The 15,675-nt window shown below is 67.6% G+C and carries 15 protein-coding genes; 4 read left to right on the forward strand and 11 right to left on the reverse strand.

Features of this window, described 5'->3' with window-relative positions; genetic code table 11:
- On the forward strand, window positions 1-1,373 hold a 1,373-nt coding region (locus AC1DGI_RS17755), incomplete at its 5' end, for a DUF349 domain-containing protein (protein WP_476899771.1).
- 110 nt (window positions 1,374-1,483) lie between these two features.
- The gene (locus AC1DGI_RS17760; protein ID WP_476899772.1) at window positions 1,484-2,137 is read left to right on the forward strand and encodes a hypothetical protein; all 654 of its coding nucleotides are present in this window, start codon (window positions 1,484-1,486) and stop codon (window positions 2,135-2,137) included.
- Between the two features lie 8 nt (window positions 2,138-2,145).
- Here AC1DGI_RS17760 and AC1DGI_RS17765 read toward each other — a convergent pair whose 3' ends face one another.
- The 9 genes from AC1DGI_RS17765 to pdxT all read right to left on the reverse strand — a co-directional run bounded on the left by AC1DGI_RS17765 (window position 2,146) and on the right by pdxT (window position 12,078).
- The gene (locus AC1DGI_RS17765) at window positions 2,146-4,539 is read right to left on the reverse strand and encodes a RelA/SpoT family protein (RefSeq protein WP_476899773.1); all 2,394 of its coding nucleotides are present in this window, start codon (window positions 4,537-4,539) and stop codon (window positions 2,146-2,148) included.
- Window positions 4,540-4,670: 131 nt separating this feature from the next.
- The gene (gene secF / locus AC1DGI_RS17770) at window positions 4,671-5,678 is read right to left on the reverse strand and encodes a protein translocase subunit SecF (RefSeq protein WP_476899774.1); all 1,008 of its coding nucleotides are present in this window, start codon (window positions 5,676-5,678) and stop codon (window positions 4,671-4,673) included.
- Complete coding sequence (gene secD, locus AC1DGI_RS17775) at window positions 5,679-7,463, reverse strand: protein translocase subunit SecD (protein WP_476899775.1); 1,785 nt, start codon at window positions 7,461-7,463, stop codon at window positions 5,679-5,681.
- A 106-nt stretch (window positions 7,464-7,569) separates the two neighbouring features.
- Window positions 7,570-7,977 (reverse strand): preprotein translocase subunit YajC, encoded by a 408-nt coding sequence (yajC, locus tag AC1DGI_RS17780; protein WP_441402250.1) that lies wholly within the window; start codon window positions 7,975-7,977, stop codon window positions 7,570-7,572.
- Window positions 7,978-8,181: 204 nt separating this feature from the next.
- On the reverse strand, window positions 8,182-9,303 hold the full coding sequence (ruvB, locus tag AC1DGI_RS17785) for a Holliday junction branch migration DNA helicase RuvB (protein WP_441402249.1): 1,122 nt from the start codon (window positions 9,301-9,303) through the stop codon (window positions 8,182-8,184).
- Window positions 9,296-9,949 carry a Holliday junction branch migration protein RuvA gene (gene ruvA, locus AC1DGI_RS17790; RefSeq protein WP_476899776.1) on the reverse strand — a complete coding sequence of 218 codons (654 nt, stop codon included), beginning with the start codon at window positions 9,947-9,949 and terminating at the stop codon, window positions 9,296-9,298. Before ruvA ends, ruvB begins: the two co-directional genes overlap by 8 nt.
- 94 nt (window positions 9,950-10,043) lie before the next feature.
- Window positions 10,044-10,622, reverse strand: a complete 579-nt coding sequence (gene ruvC, locus AC1DGI_RS17795) for a crossover junction endodeoxyribonuclease RuvC (RefSeq protein WP_476899777.1) — start codon at window positions 10,620-10,622, stop codon at window positions 10,044-10,046.
- The gene (locus tag AC1DGI_RS17800) at window positions 10,619-11,374 is read right to left on the reverse strand and encodes a YebC/PmpR family DNA-binding transcriptional regulator (RefSeq protein ID WP_476899778.1); all 756 of its coding nucleotides are present in this window, start codon (window positions 11,372-11,374) and stop codon (window positions 10,619-10,621) included. The genes ruvC and AC1DGI_RS17800 overlap by 4 nt, the downstream gene beginning before the upstream one ends.
- A 2-nt stretch (window positions 11,375-11,376) precedes the next feature.
- Window positions 11,377-12,078 carry a pyridoxal 5'-phosphate synthase glutaminase subunit PdxT gene (gene pdxT / locus AC1DGI_RS17805; protein WP_441402591.1) on the reverse strand — a complete coding sequence of 234 codons (702 nt, stop codon included), beginning with the start codon at window positions 12,076-12,078 and terminating at the stop codon, window positions 11,377-11,379.
- Window positions 12,079-12,192: 114 nt separating this feature from the next.
- On the opposite strand from pdxT, the gene AC1DGI_RS17810 reads away from it, so the two are divergent.
- Both AC1DGI_RS17810 and AC1DGI_RS17815 read left to right on the forward strand, forming a co-directional pair.
- Complete coding sequence (locus tag AC1DGI_RS17810) at window positions 12,193-13,488, forward strand: MurT ligase domain-containing protein (RefSeq protein WP_476899779.1); 1,296 nt, start codon at window positions 12,193-12,195, stop codon at window positions 13,486-13,488.
- A complete protein-coding gene (locus tag AC1DGI_RS17815) occupies window positions 13,485-14,282 on the forward strand; it encodes a type 1 glutamine amidotransferase (protein ID WP_476899780.1) in 798 nt (265 codons plus the stop codon). Before AC1DGI_RS17810 ends, AC1DGI_RS17815 begins: the two co-directional genes overlap by 4 nt.
- A gap of 37 nt (window positions 14,283-14,319) precedes the next feature.
- Here AC1DGI_RS17815 and AC1DGI_RS17820 read toward each other — a convergent pair whose 3' ends face one another.
- Together AC1DGI_RS17820 and AC1DGI_RS17825 are read right to left on the reverse strand one after the other, a co-directional pair.
- Window positions 14,320-14,814: a P-loop nucleotide/nucleoside kinase family protein gene (locus AC1DGI_RS17820; protein WP_476899781.1), complete on the reverse strand. Its 495-nt coding sequence runs from the start codon at window positions 14,812-14,814 to the stop codon at window positions 14,320-14,322.
- Complete coding sequence (locus AC1DGI_RS17825) at window positions 14,811-15,674, reverse strand: alpha/beta fold hydrolase (protein WP_476899782.1); 864 nt, start codon at window positions 15,672-15,674, stop codon at window positions 14,811-14,813. The genes AC1DGI_RS17820 and AC1DGI_RS17825 overlap by 4 nt, the downstream gene beginning before the upstream one ends.
- Window position 15,675 lies beyond the last annotated feature (1 nt).

Raw genomic sequence — 15,675 nt, forward strand, 5'->3', positions numbered from 1 at the left:
CCCCCGTCCCGGCGCCCGCGCCGCCGCGCCCGGCCCCGTCGCCCGCCGCCTTCGCGGCCCGGCCGAAGTCGACCCCGTCTGCTGCAGCCCCGGTCGCCGCGCCCGCGCCCAGCGCCACTTCGCTTGCCGAGGCCGCGCGCTGGGGCCGGGTTGAAGGCGACGGCCACGTGTTCCTGACCCTCGACGGCGAAGAACACGCCGTGGGCCAGTACCCCGGTGTCAGCGACGACGAAGCTCTGGGCTACTTCGCCCGCAAGTACGACGACGTCGTGGCCCAGGTTGTACTGCTCGAGCAGCGAGTGGCGTCCAAGGCTCCGGCAGCGGACATGCAGAAGACCGTGACGCACTTGCGCGAGCAGCTGGCCGAACGGAACATGGTGGGCGACCTCCGTGCCGCAGAAACACGCCTGGACACGCTCTCCGGGCAGATCACCGAACTGGAAAAGACCGAAAAGGCCGAACATGAGGCCGTACGCGCCGCCGAATTGGCGGCCCGCGAGGCGATCGTGGCCGAAGCCGAAGAGATCGCCGGGCACGACCCCGCCCAGATCCAGTGGAAGACCTCCAGCGCCCGGATGAACGAACTCTTCGAGAGCTGGAAGACCGCGCAGAAGAGCGGGGTCCGCCTTGGCCGCGGCAACGAAGACGCCCTCTGGAAGCGTTTCCGTGCCGCCCGCACCGTCTTCGACCGGCACCGCCGCGCCTACTTCTCCCAGCTGGACAGCAACAATTCGGCTGCCAAGTCCGCCAAGGAGAAGCTGATCGCCGACGCCGAGGCGCTGTCCAGCTCGACCGACTGGGGCTTCGCCGCCGGCGAGTACCGGCGCCTGATGGACCAGTGGAAGGCTTCCCCGCGCGCCAGCCGTAAGGATGACGACGCCCTCTGGGCGCGTTTCCGGGCCGCGCAGGACGTCTTCTTCACGAACCGGCAGGCCGCCAATGAGGAGATCGACCAGGAGTACGGCGCCAACCTCAAGGTCAAGGAAGCCCTGCTGGTCGAGGCCAACGAACTGCTCCCGATCAAGGATCTCGCCGCTGCCAAGAAGGCCCTGCAGTCCATCCGTGACCGCTGGGAGGAAGCCGGCAAGGTTCCCCGCGCCGACATGGGCCGGATTGAGGCAGGCTTGCGGAAGGTGGAGGACGCTGTCCGCCACGCCGAGGACGAAAACTGGAAGCGTTCGAACCCGGAGACGAAGGCACGCACCAACAGCGCCCTGTCCCAGCTTGAGTCGGCCATCGCCGGGCTCAAGGACGACCTGGCCAAAGCGGAGAAGGCCGGCGACGAACGCAAGATCAAGGCAGCCCAGGAAGCCCTCGACGCGCGCCAGGCGTGGCTTGAGCAGCTGGAGCGGTCGGCCAGCGAATTGTCGTAGCGTCGCTTGCCGCCGGTAGCCACTACCGGCACGAAGAGGCCCCGCCCGGTTATCCACATGACCGGTGCGGGGCCTTTTCCGCGCTCCGGGGAAAGCGTCACGATGGCTGCATGGTCCTCACGCCCGGCTACCCCGCTTCCGGCCATCCTTCCAATCCCGCTACCTGCCACCCGCCCGGCGCGGCGCCGCCGGTACTCTACTTCCCGGGCGCGCCCTTCTCCTGGGCGGAACTGCAGGCCATGGCGGCCGACGGCGTGCTGGCCCGGCTCTCCCAGCGGGCTTACCTCCCGCCCGGCGCTGCCTCCACCCCGCAGTTGCGGGCCCGGGCGGCGGCCTGCGCCATCCCGCTCCCCATCCGGCAACGGGTAGTCGCCGGCAGGATGACGGCGGCCTGGATCTACGGTTGCGCCGGCGAGCCGGACCGCATCGCCCTGCTGGTCGACGCGAACCGGCGGGTATCGAGTCTCCGGGCCACCCGCGGCTGCAGTTTCCACGAGGTGCGGCTGGGGCCGTTCGACGTCGTGAGCCTGGGCGGCCTGATGGTGTCCAGCCCGCTGCGGACGGCGGTGGACATCGCCCTGCACGTCGAGTCAGAGCGCGCGCTGCCCGCGCTCGAAGCCCTCTTGGCGGCGCCCGGGCTAAACGTCCGGCTGCGGCTGCTGATCCGAGCGGTGGAAGCCACCCCGCGGGTGCCGTACAAGAAGGCGGCACTCGCGAAGCTCGCGGCGCTGCTGGCCGAGGAACGCCCGGGCCCCGCCGGTTAGTGCAGCGATCAGCTGCGGCGCCGGTTGCCGGTGGTGCGGTAGACGTCGAACACGCCGTCGATGCGCCGGACGGCACTCAGAACGTGGCTCAGGTACTTCGGATCTCCCATTTCGAAGGCAAACTTGGAGATCGCCACCCGATCGGTGGAGGTGTGCACGCTCGCGGCGAGGATGTTGACGTGGTTCTCGGACAGGACCCGGGTGACGTCGGAGAGCAGCGACTTGCGGTCCAGCGCCTCCACCTGGATTTCAACCAGGAACACGCTGGACTGCGTCGGCGCCCACTCCACATCCACGATCCGGTCCGGCTGGTCCATCAGCCCGGACACGTTGGTGCAGTCGGTCCGGTGCACGGAGACCCCGGAGCCGCGGGTGACGAAGCCCAGGATGGGGTCCGGCGGCACCGGGGTGCAGCAACGTGCCAGCTTCACCCAGACGTCGTCGACGCCGCGGACCACGACGCCGGAGTCCGAGTACCGGGTCTTGCTGACCTGGGCCGGGATGGATACCTCGGTGAGGTCGTCCTCGGGGGTGTCGTTGCCGCCGAGACTCTCGACGAGCCGTTCCATCACGGACTGGGCCGAGGTGTGGCCGTCGCCCACACCCGCGTAGAGCCCGGAGATATCTGTGTACTTGAAATCCTCGGCGATTGCGGCCAGGGCGTCGTGGGTCATCAGTCGTTGGAGCGGGAGGTTCTGCTTGCGCATGGCCTTGGTGAGCAGGTCCTTGCCGCGGTCGATCGCCTCTTCGCGGCGCTCCTTGCTGAACCATTGCCGGATCTTGTTGCGGGCACGGGCGCTCTTGACGAAGTGCTGCCAGTCCTGGCTTGGACCGGCGCCTTCGGCCTTGGACGTAAAGATCTCGACCCAGTCGCCGTGGTTCAGTTCGCTGTTGAGCGGGACAAGCTTGCCGTTGACCCGGGCTCCGATGGTCCGGTGCCCCACCTCGGTGTGGACCGCGTAGGCGAAGTCCACCGGCGTCGATCCGGCGGGGAGGGCCATGACCTCGCCCTTCGGGGTGAAGACAAACACCTCGCGGGCGTTGATCTCAAAGCGCAGGGAGTCGAGGAATTCGCCGGGATCGGAGGTCTCCTGCTGCCAGTCGACGAGCGACCGGAGCCAGCCCATGTCGCCGTCGCGCGGGCTGCCCGGCCCGGCCGCCGTACGGTTCGGCTGGTCCTTGTACTTCCAGTGCGCAGCGACACCGTATTCGGCGCGCCGGTGCATCTCGTGCGTCCGGATCTGGATTTCGACCGGTTTGCCGCCGGGGCCGATCACCGTGGTGTGCAGCGACTGGTACATATTGAATTTGGGCATCGCGATGTAGTCCTTGAACCGGCCCGGAAGCGGGTTCCAGCGCGAGTGCATGGCGCCCAGCGCGGCATAGCAGTCCCGCACCGAGTCGACCAGGACACGGACGCCCATCAGGTCGTTGATGTCGTCGAAGTCCTTATCGCGGACGATCATCTTCTGGTAAATCGAGTAGTAGTGCTTGGGCCGGCCGGTGATCGTGGCCTTGATTTTGGCCGCCCGCAGGTCCTCGGTGATCTGGTTGCGGATGACGGCGAGGTTCTTCTCCCGCTCCGGGGTCCGGTCCCCCACCATCCGGACAATTTCCTCGTAGACCTTGGGGTACAGCGCGGCGAAGGACAGGTCTTCAAGTTCCCATTTGATGGTGTTCATGCCGAGCCGGTGCGCCAGCGGTGCGAAGATTTCCAGGGTTTCGCGTGCCTTGCGGGCCGAGGACTCGGCCGAGACAAAACGCCAGGTCCGGGCGTTGTGCAGCCGGTCGGCGAGCTTGATCATGAGCACGCGGATGTCCTTGGCCATGGCCACGACCATCTTGCGGACCGTTTCGGACTGGGCGGCCTCGCCGAAGCTGACCTTGTCCAGCTTGGTGACCCCGTCCACCAGCATGGCCACTTCCGGCCCGAACTCCCCTTTCAGGTCCTCCAGCGTGTAGGAAGTGTCCTCGACGGTGTCGTGCAGCAGAGCGGCCGCCAGCGTTGTCCCGCTCAATCCCAGCTCGGCCAGGATCGTCGCGACCGCCACCGGGTGGGTGATGTAGGGGTCGCCACTCTTGCGTTTTTGGCCGCGGTGGCAGCGCTCCGCCACCACAAAGGCGCGCTGGATCAGCTCGAAGTCATCCTTCGGGTTATTGGCGCGCACGGTGCGCAGCAGCGGCTCCAGGATCGGCGAATAGGCGGGCGTGCCGCGGCCGGTCAGGCGCGCCAGCCGAGAGCGGGTGCGTTCACGGCGGCCGGGGAAGGTCGGCCGGGTTCCGGAGTTGTCCACGGGCACGGCCGCGTCCGGGCGTCCGGCAGCCACCAGGCCGGTCTGCGACCCCTGGCCGGCACCCTTATCCGCCGGAACCGCAGGCGCCGGCGTCGAACGTTCTTCCAATGAAGCACCCCTCACAACCCGTTAATTATTCAAGTCTATTCCGAGCCGGGACACTTCGATAACCGGCCCCCCAACGGCGACGGGCCGGAGACCGTCACAGGGACGCTCTCCGGCCCGTCGGGCGGACTCGGTTAGGCGGTGGCCGGGGCTGCCTTGGCGGCACTTTCCGCGCGCCGGGACTGCACGCGCCGGGCCTGCTTGATCAGTTCCGGCTCGCCCTGGCGCAACGCGGCGTACAGCGGCGCCGCGATGAAGATGGTCGCGGCGGTGCCGATCAGGATCCCCACGAAGAGCGCCAGCGAAAGGTCGCGCAGCGTTCCAGCGCCGAGCAGTCCGGCGCCGATGAACAGGATGGCGCCGACCGGCAGGATGGCCACCATCATGGTGTTGATGGAGCGCACCAGGGTCTGGTTGACGGCGAGATTGACCTCTTCGCCGAACGTGCGCCGGGTGGACGCCTGCAGGTCGGAGGTGTTTTCGCGGATCTTGTCGAAGACCACCACGGTGTCGTACAGCGAGTAGCTGAGCACCGTGAGGAAGCCGATGATGGCCGACGGCGTGACCTCGAAGTCGCTGAGCGAGTACACCCCCGCGGTGATGAACATCGTCACCAGCATGCCGGCCAGGGCGGAGATCGACATCTTCCAGGTCCGGAAATACAGCGCCATCAGGACCGCGGCGAGGGCCACGAAGATCAGCAGGCCGAGCAGCGCCTGCTTGGTCACGTCCGCGCCCCACGTCGGGCCCACGAACGTCGAGGTGACCTCGTTGTCCGTCACGCCGTACGTCTTGGTGAGGCCCTCCTTGATCTTGAGGGTCTCGTCGTCGCTGAGCTTGTCCGTCTGGATGCGCATGGTGTTGCCGGCGACGTTGGCGACGCGCGGCTGGCTGCCGGACACGACATCCTGCACGGCCTTCTCGCCGAGGCCGGGGTCGGTGTCCTTGACGTTGGACACAGTGAACTCCGAGCCGCCGCGGAACTCGATGCCCAGGTTGAAGCCGCCCTTGGCGATCGGCAGCAGGATGGACAGCGCGACGGCGACCGCGGCGATCAGGAACCAGATCCTCTTGGACCCGACGAAGTCGTACGAGCGCTTGCCCGTGTATAGCTCGTTACCGAATGTGGCGAAGCTGGCCATTTACTTGCCCTCCTTGGACGCGCTCTTGGAGGAACCGGCAAGCTCTCCCTGGTTACCCTGGTTTCCTTGGTTTTGCTTTTCCGCGAGACGCCGTTCTGCGATGGTCATCCGGCGCTCGGCCTCGGCCACGGCACCGGTGTTCTTGGCACGCGGCGCCGGAACCGGCTTGTCCTGCGGGGTGCGGATCCGCCCGGCACCCCGGTACAGGGGCACAGCGCCGAGTCGCTTCGGGTCGAGGCCCGAGAACTTGTGGCCTTCGCCGAAGAACTTCGTGCGCGCCAGGACCTGCAGGGTCGGGTGGGTGAACATGAAGACGACCATCAGGTCGGCGATGGCGGTCAGGCCCAGGGTGAAGGCGAAGCCGCGGACATTGCCCACTGCCACGAAGTACAGCACGAGCGCTGCCAGCAGGTTGACGGCCTTGGAGGCCAGGACGGTGCGCTTGGCACGCTTCCAACCGTTCTCCACGGCCGAGACCAGGCCGCGGCCTTCCCGGAGTTCGTCACGGATGCGCTCGAAGTAGACGATGAAGGAGTCCGCCGTCTGGCCGATGGCCACGATCAGGCCGGCCACACCGGCCAGCGAGAGGCGGTAGTTCTCCGTCCAGCCCAGGATGGCGATGGCCAGGTAGGTCAGCGCACCGGCGACGACGAGCGAGGCGACGGTGACGAAGCCGAGGGCCCGGTACTGGAACAGCGAGTAGACCACCACCAGCAACAATCCAATCAGGCCAGCCAGCATCCCCATCCGGAGCTGCTCCCCGCCGAGGGTGGCCGAAATCTGCTGTTCGCTTTGAATCTCGAAGCTGATCGGCAGGGCGCCGAAGCGCAGCTGGTCCGAGAGGGCCTTGGCGGACTGCTCGGTGAAGCCGCCGGTGATCTGCGGGCGGCCATCGGTGATGACGGCCTGGGCCCGGGGAGCCGAGATGACCTGGTCGTCGAGGACGATGGCGAACTGGGCCTTCGGATCCGAACCTGTTTCTCCGCCGGCTGCGACGTAGAACTGGTTCAGCCGCTCGGTGACGGTCTTGAACTTGGTGGTGCCTTCGGCGTCGAACTGGATGTCGACGGCCCACTGGTTGGTGACCGCACCCTGGGCGCCGCGCTGCAGCTGGAAGGAGGAGGTGGTGATGTTCGATCCCTTGACCTCTACCGGTCCGAGGATGTACTTGATGGCGGGTTTGCCGTCGGCTGCGGGTTCGCAGGTCACGAGCGGCTTGGCCGGATCGGAGCGTTCCTGCTTGTCCTGGGACGGGTTGACGCAGTCCAGGGCCTCGAACTTCTTGTAGACGTCTGCGGTGACCCAGTTCTCGTCGCTGCTGTTCGCGGGCGCGGCGGTCGGCTTGGGCAGCTTGTCGTCCGGGGTCCGGGACTCAACGGGGACCGCCGCGCCGGCACCGGACTGGATGACGGGCCGGAAGTTCATGTCCGCGGACGCCTGGATCAGGGCCCGGGTTTCCTTGGAAGGCGTGCCCGGCAGGCTGACGACGACGTTGCGGCCGGACTGCGTGCTGATTTCCGCTTCGGCGACGCCGGAGCCGTCCACGCGCTGGCGGATAATCGCCACGGCCTGGTTAAGCTGCTCTTCGTTGATGCCCGAACCGCCCTCAACCTTGGGCGCCAGGATCATCTGGGTGCCGCCTTCAAGGTCCAGGGCCAGCTTCGGAGCCCAACTCGCGTGCCCGGTGATGACGCCACCGGCCAGGACGGCGGTCAGCACGGCGAGCATCACGCCAAGCCAGACCAGCACCCTGCGGGCTGAGTTTTTGGGGCCAGTTCGTGCCATTGTCGATCTTTCTATTGTTTACGGAAGAACCGCCGGTGCTGCCTGCTGGGCATGCACCGGCGGATGCCCGCGCACCGTAGCTCCGCGGGATAGCTCAGGAGGCAGACTAGCTGTCTTTCTTGCCTTCGTCGCTCAGGCGGCGGAGGGTTTCGTCCGGCGTTTCGCTGCGCGGCGCTTCAGAAGCCGGTGCGGTGCTGTCGGCCTTGTCGAATGTCAATGAGGAGGCGTCGTCCGGAACAATGGTGGGCTCGGCGGCTGCGACAGCCGGCTCGACAATCTTGGTGACAGCCTGGCGGTGCACGGTGGCGGTGTTGCCAGGGGAGAGCTCCAGGACGACCTTGTTCTCGGCTTCGTCGATCTCGACGATGCGGCCGAACAGGCCGAAGCTGGTCATGACCTCAACGCCGGGACCGAACTTCGACTGGAGCTGGGCCTGCTGCTGCTGCGTCTTCTTGTTGCGGCGGAACATCATAAAGACGAACACGGCGAGCATGACGAACAGGAGAATTGTCATTGGATCCAAGGGAAAGTTCCGTTCTGTACTTACAAGCTGGTTTCAGAGCAACGTCCGCTTCGCGCCGGGCTGTGGACCTGGCAGGTTTTCCGGCCGGGGACCATGCCCGGCCAACGGCGGCCTGGCGGTGGCCGCACATGCAAATAAAGGCCCGAACGTGCCGAGTGTCATTCCAGTCTAAAGGGAAAAGGTCATAAGCGAGTGCTATTGGCCGTTGCGGATCCATTCCGGCTCGGCTTCGTTCGTGCCGGCTCCCCCGAACCCATCCGGTTCGGCACCGGCGTCCACGGCCTGGAACAGCTCCAGCGGGTCCTGTCCGAAGGCACCGGCGGGCACCGCGAAGCCGAGGTGTGTCCAGGCCGGCGCCAGCGCGATCCGCCCGCGCGGCGTCCTGCCCAGCAGGCCCTCCCGGACCAGGTACGGTTCGGCGACGGTTTCCACCGTTTCGGTTTCCTCGCCGACGGCGATGGCCAGTGTGGAAAGGCCCACCGGGCCGCCGCCGAACTTGGTGATCAGCGCCTCCAACACCGCCCGGTCCAGCCGGTCCAGGCCGCGCTTGTCGACTTCGTACATGTCCAGCGCGGCCGAGGCCGCGCGCGCGTCGATCTGTTCGACGCCGTGCACCAGCGCCCAGTCCCGGACCCGCCGCAGCAGCCGGTTGGCGATGCGGGGCGTGCCCCGGGACCGGCCGGCGATCTCGCTGAAGCCCGCCGAATTCACCTTAAGGTCCAGTAGTCCTGCCGAGCGGCGCAGCACGAGCTCCAGTTCCTCGACGGCGTAGAACTCGAGGTGGCCGGTGAAGCCAAACCTGTCCCGCAGCGGTCCGGGCAGCAGTCCGGCGCGGGTGGTGGCACCGACCAGGGTGAACGGCGGCAACTCCAGCGGGATCGCGGTGGCCCCTGCGCCCTTGCCGACGACGATGTCGACGCGGAAGTCCTCCATGGCCATGTACAGCATTTCCTCGGCCGGCCGGGACATCCGGTGGATCTCGTCGAGGAACAGGACCTCGCCCTCGGAGAGCGAGGACAGGATGGCCGCCAGGTCCCCCGCATGCTGGATTGCCGGGCCGCTGCTGATCCGCAGCGGGGCATTCATCTCGGCGGCGATGATCATGGACAGCGTCGTCTTGCCCAACCCGGGCGGCCCGGACAGCAGTACGTGGTCGGCGCTGCGGCCGCGCATCCGGGAGGCCTCCAGCACGAGTGAGAGTTGTTTGCGGACCCGGTGCTGGCCGACGAAATCGTGCAGGTTTTTCGGCCGGAGGGCCGCCTCAATGACGCGCTCCTCCGGTTCCTCTCCCCCGCCGACGAGGGACGGCTCAGCCACGGGCGCCTACCCGGTTTCCGGCGCGCGCGCCGTCCTGGCCCAGCCAGCGCAGCGTGGCGCGGAGGATTTCGGCGACGTTGCCCTGCTCGGCCAGCTCCGGCGAATCGGCCAGCGACTTGTCGATGCTGGCGGTGGCATCCTTCTCGGACCAGCCCAGGCTCGTCATGGCGGCCACCACCTGCGGCTTCCAGACGGCTTCGGCAGAACGGGCAACGGGGGCGCCGTCGGGGGTGCCGGCGGTGCCGTGCGGGACCAGCTTGCCGGCCAGTTCCAGCACAATCCGGCCCGCGACCTTGGGGCCGATGCCGGGCACCTTGGTGAACGCCTTGCCGTCGCCGGAGTGCGCGGCGACCCGGATCGCTTCCGGTTCATGGACGGCCAGGACCGCCAGCGCCAGGCGCGGTCCCACGCCGCTGACGCTGAGCAGCACGTCGAACACCTCGCGTTCGTCGTCGCTGGCGAAACCGAACAAAGTCAGCGAGTCTTCCCTGACGATCAGGGAGGTGAACAGCTTGCCCTCGTCGCCGACACGGAGCCGGCTGAGGGTCTGCGGCGTGGCGTTCACGCTCATACCGGCACCGTTCAGGTCGATCACCGCCGAAGACAGGCCGACGTGCGCAACGCTTCCGCGGAGAAAACTGATCAAGGCCTGGCTCCTGGGTTTACGGCTGGTTTACAGCCGGCTATCCGAACATATCTACGAATACCCTACCAAGTTGTGCGGTCACTCAGCCGGACATTCAGCGCGCACGGCGCGCTTTTGCCTCCGCGTCCGCCCAGGCACGCTGTGCGGGGGTCAGGGACTGGCTGCCTGGTCCCGTGGTAGCGACGGCAGCACCGCTGCCGGCCCGCCACGCATGCGTGATGGCAAGCGCCAGCGCGTCGGCAGCGTCGGCGGGCCGCGGCGGCGCRTCAAGCCGCAGGATCTTGGTGACCAGTTTGGTGACGGCGTCCTTGTTCGAGGTTCCGCTGCCGGTCACGGCGGCTTTGACCTCCGACGGCGTGTGCAGCGCCACCGGGATGCCGCGGCGCGCGGCGGCGGCGATCACCACGCCGGATGCTTGGGCCACGCCCATCACCGTGCTGACGTTCAGCTGCGAGAAGACCCGTTCAACGGCGAGGACGTGCGGCTGGTACTTGTCCAGCCAGTCATCGATCGAGGTGGCAATCACGAGCAGCCGCTGGTCGAGGCCCTCGTCCGGGGACGTGCCGACGACGCCGAACGCCACCATGGTGGCTCGCCGGTTCTTCTCAACGTCCACGACGCCGATCCCGCAGCGGGTGAGGCCCGGATCGACGCCGAGGACGCGAAGGGTCACTCGGCTTCCAGTGCGGCCTGCACTTCGTCACTGAGGTCGGCATTGCTGTAGACGTTCTKCACGTCGTCGAGCTCTTCCAGAGCGTCCACGAGCTTCATGAACTTCTTGGCTGCGTCCAGGTCCAGCGGCACCTGCATGGAGGGCACGAACTCAGCCTCATCGGTGTCGTACTCGATCCCGGCTTCCTTGAGCGCATCACGGATGGCCTGCAGGTCGGTCGGTTCGGAGTGGATCTCGAAGCTCTCGCCGTTGTCCTTCACTTCCTCAGCGCCGGCGTCGAGGACCGCCATCAGCACGTCGTCCTCGCTAAGCCCGTTCTTCGGCAGCGACACGACGCCCTTGCGGGAGAAGAGGTAGCTGACCGATCCGGGGTCGGCGATGCTGCCGCCGTTGCGCGAGATGGCAAGCCGGACTTCGGAGGCGGCGCGGTTCTTGTTGTCCGTCAGGCACTCGATCAGCAGGGCGGAGCCCTGCGGGCCGCGGCACTCGTACATGATTTCGGTGTAGTCCACGACCTCGCCGGTAAGGCCGGCGCCGCGCTTGATGGCGCGGTCGATGTTGTCAGCGGGGACCGAGGTCTTCTTGGCCTTGGTGACAGCGAGTTCCAGGCCCGGGTTGCCGGCCAGGTCGGGGCCGCCCATCCGCGCGGCGACTTCGATGTTCTTGATCAGCTTGGCGAACGACTTGGCCCGGCGGCTGTCCAGGATGGCCTTCTTGTGCTTGGTCGTCGCCCATTTGGAGTGGCCTGACATGCTTACGCTTCTCCTCTGATCATTCGAATAAACAGTTCATGCACGCGCTTCTCACCGGTCACTTCCGGGTGGAAGGAGGTGGCCAGCAGCTTGCCGGAACGCACAGCAACAATTCTAGCGGTCCCGTCGAGGGATTCCGGGTGGCCGGCCTTGGACGGTTCCACCTGGGCGAGGACCTCGACGCCGGCGCCGACCCGTTCCACCCACGGCCCGCGGATGAACACGGCGTGCACCGGGGCCACGCCGCTCTCGCCCGCGCTGAACTGGAGTCCCTTGAATTCAAGGTCGGTCTCAAACGATTCGCGCTGCCGGCCGAAGGCGTTGCGCCGCACCGTGATGTCGAGTCCACCGAACGTCTGCTGCGGATTGCCGGCCAGGTCCGTGGCGGGGTCGGCGATGTCGTCGGCCAGCAGGATCATGCCGGCGCACGAACCGTAGACGGGCAGCCCGGCCTGGATGCGTTCGCGCAGCGAATCCCGGAGGTCGAAGGCCCGGGCAAGCTTGTCAATGGTGGTCGATTCCCCGCCGGGAATGATGAGGCCGTCAAGGCCGTCCAATTCAGCGGGGCGGCGGACGGTCACGCCGACGGCCCCGGCGGTTTCCACGACGTGCAGATGTTCGCGGAAGTCGCCCTGGAGCGCGAGGACGCCGATCCGGAGGCCTGACCCCACGCGGGGGCTGGGCAGGGAAAGGGGGGTGGTCATCCTGCCAGCATAGTGCGCAGGGCTCCGTGCAGCCGCACTAAAGCCGCAAGGAAGCAGCGCCGGGGCGCGCCTGCGGGCCGGGTTCCATGCTGCCGCTGGGATATATTACAAGGCATGCTCTACTTCAGTGTTCCGCTCGGCAAGCTCGTCCGCCGGGTCTCCCGGCTCCGGGGCGGAGGCTCTGCCCTCCCCGGCTTGGTGGTCGAAAAAATCGACCCCGGCTTCATGCGGCGGACGCTGTCCACGCTGCCGCTGGGCGTCGCCGTCGTCAGCGGCACTAACGGCAAGACCACCACCACCAAAATGGTGGTGGAACTGCTCGAAAGCCAGGGCCTGAAGGTCTTCACCAACCGCACCGGCAGCAACTTCACCCGGGGCGTGGCAGCGGCGCTGCTGGGTGAGGTGGACTGGCGCGGCCGGCTCGACGCCGATGTCGCCGTGCTGGAACTCGACGAGGCGCACGCCGTGCACTTCGTCAACCAGGTCCCGCCGCGTTACTGCCTGCTGCTGAACGTCCTCCGGGACCAACTGGACCGCTTCGGCGAGATCGACAAGACCGCCGAACTGCTGCAGCACATCGCCGCCAAAACCACCGGTACCGTTGTCCTGAACCGTGAAGATCCGCGCGTCGCGCGCATCGCTGACACCCTTCCCGCGGGCAGACCCGACGTCCGCTACTTCGGCCTCGACGATTCGCTGCTGAGCACCTTCCCCAACGACGACGACATGCGGGCCGCCCCCGGCAGCCCGGTACCCGCTGCACCCCCGCGGCCGCCGGCCGACGTCGTCCTCCGCCGGGTGGGCGCCGACGACGCCGACTTTGAGTACGACGGCGGCACGGTCACCACGGGAATGAAGCTCCGCGGTGTCTACAACATCTTCAATGCTGCGGCGGCGCTGACCCTGGCCCGGGCCATCTCCGGCGCCCGCGGCACAGGCACTGAGCACGACGGGCTGCTGAAGGCCCTCGCCAACGTGGCGCCGGCGTTTGGCCGCGGTGAGAGCCTGGTTGTCGACGGGCTGCCGCTCGAACTGGTCCTGGTCAAGAACCCCAGCGGCTTCCGGCTGGGCCTGAAGTCCTTCCCGGCCGCCGGCTACGCGACCATGGTGGCCATCAACGACAACTACGCCGACGGCCGGGACATGTCCTGGCTGTGGGACGTCGAGTTCGACACGCTGCGAGGCGGCGGCGTGGACCAGCTCACCGGCTCCCGCGCCTACGACATGGCGTTGCGGCTGCAATACGACGACGTCGCGATCGGCGCCGTCGACCCGGAGATCGCCCCCGCACTGGCCGCATTCATCCGCGGCGCCAAGGCCAAACCGAAGCGCATCTTCTGCACCTACACAGCCATGCTTGCGATCCGCCGCGAGCTGTCCAAAATCACCACAGTGGAGGTGGTCTCATGACCCCCGACTCCCCCGACAACCCGCACGGGCTCTCCTTCGGCCATGTTCTGCCCCCCGATGACTCCGGCGCGCCCGGCAAGGGCACCATCCGCGTGCTGCAGCTCTACCCGCGGGACATGAACATCTACGGCGACTGGGGCAACGCCCTGGTCCTGGCCCAACGGTTGCGCTGGCACGGGTACACCCCGGAGCTGCTCGAGTACAACGTCGGCGATGATTTCCCGGCCAACGTCGACCTCGTGGTGGGCGGAGGCGGCCAGGACAGCGGCCAGCTCGTGATTCAGGATGACCTGCTGTCGCGCGAAACCATCCTCAAGGAGCTGGCCGAGGGCGGCACGCCCATGCTGGTGATCTGCGGGCTGTACCAGCTGTTCGGGAAGTTCTTCAAGACCAGGACCGGTTCTGTTATCCCGGGCATTGGCGTCCTGGACGTGGAGACCCACGGGACGGATGAGCGGCTGATCGGCAATGTCGCTGTCTCCTCCGCCGAGTTCGGAACCGTCCTGGGGTACGAAAACCACAGCGGCCAGACCACCCTGGGCCCGGGCGTCAACCCGCTGGGCACCACGGCCAAAGGCACCGGAAACAACAGCAGTTCCGGCCAGGAAGGTGCCCGTTACCGCAACATCGTGGCCAGCTACCTGCACGGCTCGCTTCTGCCGAAGAACCCGGCGCTGGCGGACTTCCTGATCAAGACCGCTGTGGAGCGCAAGTACGGCCACTTCACGCCCGGTACCCCGGACGACTCCTACGCCGTCCTTGCCCGCGAACACGCGGCCCGCCGCCCCCGCTGACGCGCGGTGGGCACTCGGCCCGCAGGCTGGGTTCGGCCTAGACGCCAGGGATCCTGAGGATCCGCAGCCCCTCCGCGTCCGCAGGCTCCTCGAAAATCCGTGCAAGGTGCCTGACATCGGCCTCCGTCACCGCGTGCGAACCCGGTTCGCCGGACAGGGTACGGAGACTCGCCCGTTCAATGGCCGTGTCTAAGGGCGTCTGCACGTGGTGGAGAACGACGCCGAACCCGGCGTCGGTGGCCCTCGCGAGCCAGAGTGCCCGCCGCGCACGGCTCCACTGGTTCCAGTCGAGAACGACGTCCTTCCCGGCCTCCAGGGCCTGCCGGGCGATGTCCCAGATGAACAGCTTGCAGCTCTCCGCCAGTTGGCCGTACTCCGGCGAGGCAAAGTGCACGCCCGGGTAGAGCCACAGCATCCAGTCGTCCAGACTGAACCGCACGGCCGGGAGACTCGCCCCGAGGTCCCGGGCCAGGGTGGTCTTTCCTGCGCCGTTGAGCCCGCAGAGCAGGTGCACCAGCGGCGCCGTCGTCATTGCCCGGTCCCGCTGTTCCGGAGCAGTTCCGCGAACTCTGCGGGCCGGGTCGCCGGCCACCAATGGCCGCTGTCCACGCTCACCACGGTCAGCTCGTCCACCCAGGCGTCAAGGCCCTCCACCAGGTCCGGACACAGGAACGGGTCCCGGGCCGGCACCACCACCTGGACCGGGATCGTCACGTGCCCGGCCGGCGGCCAGTTCTGCGCGCCGAACATATTGGTCCGGTAGAGTGCCAGCCCGCGGACGGGGTCGTTGCCGACGTCGCGCTTGGCGATTCGCTCGAAGCGCCGCGTGAGGAATAACCGCCAGGCCGCCTCCGGGAGGACCGGCAGCAGGAAAGCTCCGATGTACCAGCTGCGGAGCAACTGTCCGACCATCTGCCGCCAGGTCCGCGGGGTCCGGGACCGTGCGCGCATCCAGCGGGAGAAATGCCGCAGGTCCGGGCCGGAGATGCTGGTATACCGGCGGATCAGTCCGGCGGCCCGCGGGTCCTGCACGGCGGCCCAGCCCTGAATCGAGCCCCAGTCGTGGCCCACCAGGTGCACCCCGGCGGCGCCGACGTCGGCGAGGACGGCAAACAGGTCGTCCACCAGCGTCGCAAGGCTGAAGTCGCCGGGGTTTCCGACGACGGCGGATGCGCCCGCGTTGCGCGTGTCGTAGGCGACGATGTGGTGCGTCGCCGCGAGCTCCCTGATCGCGGCAAGAAACACCCGGTGATCGTCCGGATAGCCGTGCACCAGCAGCAATGTCGGCACGCCGGGGCCGGGCTGGCGACCGTATTCGAACACGGCCAGCATGGCGCCGCGCGCCGAGACGGTACGAAGTCGTTCGCCCCATGGTTCCGCCAGCGGACTCATG

The sequence above is a fragment of the Arthrobacter sp. 05N428_2 genome (genome assembly GCF_056397065.1).